Below are 5,015 nucleotides of genomic sequence, written 5' to 3' on the forward strand. Positions count from 1 at the left end.
TACTGTTCTCATCAGGATTTCTACCAACACCAGCTCTGCTGGATTTAATGTTAATTTGAACCACTTTTGATATAATTTGGGATACATTATTTGTTTTATGCTCTCACTTTTTGAGCATATCTTTATTACTATCCCATACTCTTTGTACTCCAAAAGTAACTCGCTTTGACATCTCTTCAATGTTCATCCAACTGTGCAAAATCTAGTCTGGGAAAGCGTTACATGGGTGCTTGTCACCCCTTCAGGGGCTAGTGGGTATTTGCCAAGTGAGCGCGGCTGAAGCTGGATCGGGGGTTGCACCGCCACCAGAGCTAGCCACAGACAACATTGGCTTTAGCGATGTCCTCCTCGATCCCGATCGGGTGTTGCGCCGTCATTATCTAGCTCTCGATCCAGCTCCCGCCTCGCTATGCAAAACTCACTACGCCTTGAGCGTACAATTAGCATTACGTTACCTAGCCACCAAAGGGATCGATCTAAAATACCTACCCAATGATGTTTGGCAGCTAGGAAAACTGACATTCGCCCCTTTAGAAGCTCACAGCGGCGGCTATCAGCAGATCGATCCACTCGGACACCAGATTTTGTTAAATTATCGAGCGACTCCAAATCCGATCGACATTGCCCCCAGAGTGACTTTACAACAGGTATTAAGCGGGCAGATCGGCGCGGATACCTTCAAAGATCGAATCGTCCTCATCGGTACCACTGCACCGATGAGGACGATGATTTATCGATCCCTTATCCGAGCGATCGCGATCGTTGGCACCAGCAGCATGACCAAATTAATCGATCGGAGCAGGACTAATGAGATCTAAAATCGCGTGGGGATTGGGCTGGTTGTTGAGCTACCCGATCGTTTGGCAAATGAGTCTAACTTCAGCCGCAGCAACGATTAAATTCAAGCTCCCACCTCCACCCCCGCGCGGGATGACAGGTCATCGAGCTGCTGCTGCCAGTCGCGATCCAGCCTGTCCCGTCGTTTCTCGACCATTGACAGCACTAGTTCCTGCATATCGCGACTCGCAGGGCGATCGAGTTTGGGGATTGACGGGGATGGCACGTCCGACATTGTGGTTTTACGTTCCTTATGCCAAAAACGCGATCGTGGATATGTCATTTACGCTTCAGGATGAATCAAATCCAGCAGATACGAAAATAATCTATCAGAATGTAAAACTCCCACCTGCCCAAACTCCAGGTACGATCCAGATTGTTTTACCCAAATCGATCGAGCCATTAGCAACTAATAAATCCTATCACTGGTTTTTGACCCTCAATATGAATTGCACAATCTTTTACAACAGAATCGTCAGATTTTAGAAGCGACCGCACCCAGCCGGAGTACGGTTTATACTTATATTAAATTGGCAGAAACAATTAAGAATAAAAATAATAGTACTCTCGATCGAGAATTATTACTGCCAGTTGCTCGATTGTTAACTACCGCGATCGAGCAAGCTAGAAACATCAAAGATCCGCGCAGTGAAGCTCAAGCGATCGGATCTTTGGGTAGTTTATACGCCTCAACTGGGCAAAGTAAAGAAGCAAAAAATTTAACTCAACAAGCACTGGTAATTGCTGAGAATCTACCAGCTCCCGATCTTGCCTATCGACTCGATTGGCAATTGGGTAAAATCATCACCGCCAGCAATCCCAACGATCGAGATCTGGAAACTGCAACTTCGGCTTATCGCCAAGCAATTAATCATCTCAAATTATTACGCAACGATCTCAACGCAATCGATACCGATCTCCAGTTTTCATTCCGCGATAGTGTCGAACCTGTCTATCGAGAATATGTCAACCTCCTATTAACAGACGATCGGGCAATCTCTGAAAAAAATCTGGCAAATGCTCGCGATACAATCGAATCCTTACAAGTTGCCGAATTAGAAAACTTTCTCCGCCAAGACTGTTTAGATACATATACAGTCCAATTAGATAAAATAGATCGATCGGCTGCGGTAATTTATCCAATTATCTTACCCGATCGAGTAGCAACGATCGCCTCCATTCCCGGACAACCATTACGATACTATAGTCAGAAAATATCAGCAGAAACAGTTGAAAATACAATTACTGGACTCCAAAGTAAAATCCAAGATCCAAATTTTAATTCTCAGCAAGAAAAAGCCTTCAAACAACAGTCCAAACAAATATATGACCTCCTCGTAGCTCCCGTAACCGGAGAGCTGATTAGAGCTAACACTAAAATTTTAGTTTTCGTTTTGGATGGAGCCTTCCGCAATATTCCGATGTCAGTGTTGTACGATGGAAATAAATATTTGGTTGAAAGTTACAATTTAGCCCTGACTCCAGGATTACAACTAGTTCCACCACGAGAGTCAGCAGATCGAATTCGACCTCAAGTGCTATTAGGTGGGATATCAGAAAGTAATCAAGAGTTTTCGGCACTACCAAATGCCATATTGGAAATCGAATCGATCGGTCGGTTAGTGCCTCATCAAACACTACTCAACGAACAATTTAATAATCAACTTGTATCTAAAAATTTAGTTGCTAGTAATGCCCCGATCGTCCATTTTGCCACTCACGGACAATTTAGTTCTAAAGCTGAAGACACCTATATTCTCACCTAAACCGATCGATTGAATCTCGATCGGTTTAGTAATCTGCTCCAGAATCGTGGGACTAGATCGGGAGATGCGATCGAGCTACTAGTATTAAGTGCTTGCCAGACAGCTAGAGCCTACATTCCGCTGGTTCACTGGGAAGATCGGGCAAATTTTTTAGCAGATTATCTCTGGGCGCGGCGGTGCTAAAATCTAGCAGATCGCACCGCTAACCCCTGACTCAATTGCTCTAATAATTGCTAGATTAGCGGCGGGAAATTGATAGCTAGCCAAATCGTGGACATCTACCCACCGAATTTCATCAGACTCGATCGATTGGGGAATGCCGCTGGTATGCTGACAATGATGGACGATTAAGGTAATTTGGAACGCAGGATAGGTATGCTCGATCGTAATTAGATGCTCTCCGACGGTAATTTCGATCGCTAATTCTTCCCGAATTTCCCGCACGATACATTCGATGACAGTTTCCCCAGGTTCGATTTTACCGCCGGGAAACTCCCATAGTCCCCCCATGCTGCCACCAGCCTTGCGTTTATCGATTAAAATTTGTCCGGCTGGATTCCAGATAACGGCGACACCGATTTGTTTGTGGGGAAGTGGGTTCATGGAGAGATGGGAGATGGGAGTACGGAGATGGGAGACGGGGAGGAGTAGGGAGTAAGGAGTAAGGAGTAAGGAGTAAGAAGTAAAGAGTACAGTTGGGCGATCGCTCACCGCTCGGATTTGGTCGAATGATATCTCGATTGTAGGGTAGACTGATAACTACCGATCGATATATTCCACACCATGTCTACAGCAACATTAGCGCACTGGTTGGCATTATCTACCGAGCTGGGCATGTTACCCGAAGATGTTCTAGAATCGATCGCGAGTGAATCGATCGAATTAGCTGTTCCCGCAGGCTGTCGAGTCTCGATCGAAGATACGCCAGTTACTCAGCTCTACATTTTAGTATCGGGGCAAGCCGAGCGGTATCGTCGCCAAAAAGCCGGATTGATGTGGGCGACGGGTTTATTACCGGGTGCGGTGGTAAATTTATCGGCATTGCAGCGCGGGCAATTAGCAGATAGCCGGATTGTCACGATTACTGAGTGTCAGTTTCAGACGATCTCTGCTGAAAAATGGCAGGCATTAGTTACTAAATATCCCCAGATTACTGCTGCTTACGCCGAGCGACTCGCAACTCAACTAACACAACTCGAAGGTGAAATTGCGTTCGAGCAAGACAGACAAACTGCTCTACGCACTTACTTGGTGCCCCAAGCCAAGCGGGGGATTATTGGGAGCAGTCGTTATGCCGTCAAGCTGCGCCAACAAATTCGTACTGCTGCTAGCGACGATCTCTCTGTTTTAATTTCGGGCGAACCAGGGTTAGAAAAGGATAATATTGCCGCACTGATTCACTTTGGCTCCAATCGTCGCCATCAGCCGATAATTAGGCTCAAAAGTGCCCTAATTAGTAGTACTGGTGCAGAATTATTCGGGCGCGCGGGTGGCAAACCGGGGTTATTGGAATGGCTGGGTGAGGGCACATTAATTCTTAATGACGTTCAGGAATTACCGCGCGAATTAGTACCCCAAATCGAGCAATTATTAACAACTGGTACCTATACCCCAATTGCGCGGGATGGCGAAATTGCCATGCCACCGCGCCCCAGTAATGCCCGCATCATCCTCATCTCAGAAAGCACTCAACCGACGTTTAATAAGGTTGTTAAACATCAGCTCAAAGTCCCCGGATTGCGGGTGCGGAAAGCCGATTTGGAGGCGCAGGTAAACTATTATATCAACATCATTTGTCGGCAAACCAAGGTAGCCAAGCCCCAGGTAACACCAGAAGCAATTCGGCGGTTACAGGCTTACGATTTTCCTGGTAATTTAAAAGAATTGCAAGGCATGGTCGATCGGGCATTAGTGCAGGCGCAAGGTAGTAAACTATTAACGGAAGAAGTATTTTGGGCACAGGCACCTAAGAAGCAATTATTTCGCCTCAATTTATTAAATGCTTACCCGTGGTTGCGGCGGTTTTTAAATACCGATTGGTATCCCGATCGAATTAATTATGGTTTTACGGTTTGGGTATTTCCAATCGTAGTTTTAATTCTATTTCTTGCCCCCCAAGATCGCCAACATAATTTTGCGCTCAATTTATTTTGGGCGTGGTGGTGGCCGTTAATTTTATTATTATTTCCCCTCATCGGCAGGTTATGGTGTGCATTTTGCCCGTTTATGATTTATGGTGAAATCGCTCAGAAGTTATCGCTCAAATTCTTGCCCCGGACGCTGCAAAAGTGGCCGCGCGAAACTGCCGAAAGGTGGGGCGGCTGGTTTTTATTTGGTTTGTTCGTCCTGATTTTTCTGTGGGAAGAACTATGGCATCTGGAAAATACGGCATATTTATCTAGTTGTTTATTG

6 protein-coding genes are annotated in these 5,015 nt (G+C 45.7%); 5 read left to right on the forward strand and 1 reads right to left on the reverse strand.

All coding sequences use genetic code 11. The features are described 5' to 3' along the window. The first annotated feature begins 251 nt into the window (after nt 1-251). The 4 genes from Q0R35_RS14785 to Q0R35_RS14800 are packed head-to-tail and all read left to right on the forward strand — an operon-like array spanning nt 252 to nt 2,786. Entirely contained in the window at nt 252-818 is a 567-nt protein-coding gene (locus tag Q0R35_RS14785) for a CHASE2 domain-containing protein (RefSeq protein ID WP_295619838.1), read from the forward strand. After that, entirely contained in the window at nt 808-1,323 is a 516-nt protein-coding gene (locus Q0R35_RS14790) for a DUF928 domain-containing protein (RefSeq protein WP_295619841.1), read from the forward strand. The genes Q0R35_RS14785 and Q0R35_RS14790 overlap by 11 nt, the downstream gene beginning before the upstream one ends. Beyond that, nucleotides 1,287-2,603 carry a CHAT domain-containing protein gene (locus Q0R35_RS14795; protein ID WP_295619845.1) on the forward strand — a complete coding sequence of 439 codons (1,317 nt, stop codon included), beginning with the start codon at nt 1,287-1,289 and terminating at the stop codon, nt 2,601-2,603. The genes Q0R35_RS14790 and Q0R35_RS14795 overlap by 37 nt, the downstream gene beginning before the upstream one ends. A 9-nt stretch (nt 2,604-2,612) precedes the next feature. Continuing rightward, nucleotides 2,613-2,786: a hypothetical protein gene (locus Q0R35_RS14800; protein WP_295619848.1), complete on the forward strand. Its 174-nt coding sequence runs from the start codon at nt 2,613-2,615 to the stop codon at nt 2,784-2,786. Between the two features lie 3 nt (nt 2,787-2,789). On the opposite strand, the gene mutT is transcribed toward Q0R35_RS14800, so the two are convergent. Beyond that, a complete protein-coding gene (gene mutT, locus Q0R35_RS14805; protein WP_295619851.1) occupies nt 2,790-3,206 on the reverse strand; it encodes an 8-oxo-dGTP diphosphatase MutT in 417 nt (138 codons plus the stop codon). Between the two features lie 180 nt (nt 3,207-3,386). Between mutT and Q0R35_RS14810 the strand changes: the two genes are divergently transcribed. Further along, on the forward strand, nt 3,387-5,015 hold a 1,629-nt coding region (locus Q0R35_RS14810), incomplete at its 3' end, for a sigma 54-interacting transcriptional regulator (protein ID WP_295619854.1).

It is taken from the genome of Chamaesiphon sp. GL140_3_metabinner_50, from assembly GCF_025361915.1.
Taxonomy (GTDB): Bacteria; Cyanobacteriota; Cyanobacteriia; order Cyanobacteriales; family Chamaesiphonaceae; genus Chamaesiphon.

Coding starts and splice junctions, on each gene's coding strand:
- mutT (WP_295619851.1), bottom strand. CDS start 3,206: ATGAACCCACTTCCCCACAAACAAATCGGTGTCGCCGTTATCTGGAAT.
- Q0R35_RS14790 (WP_295619841.1), top strand. CDS start 808: ATGAGATCTAAAATCGCGTGGGGATTGGGCTGGTTGTTGAGCTACCCG.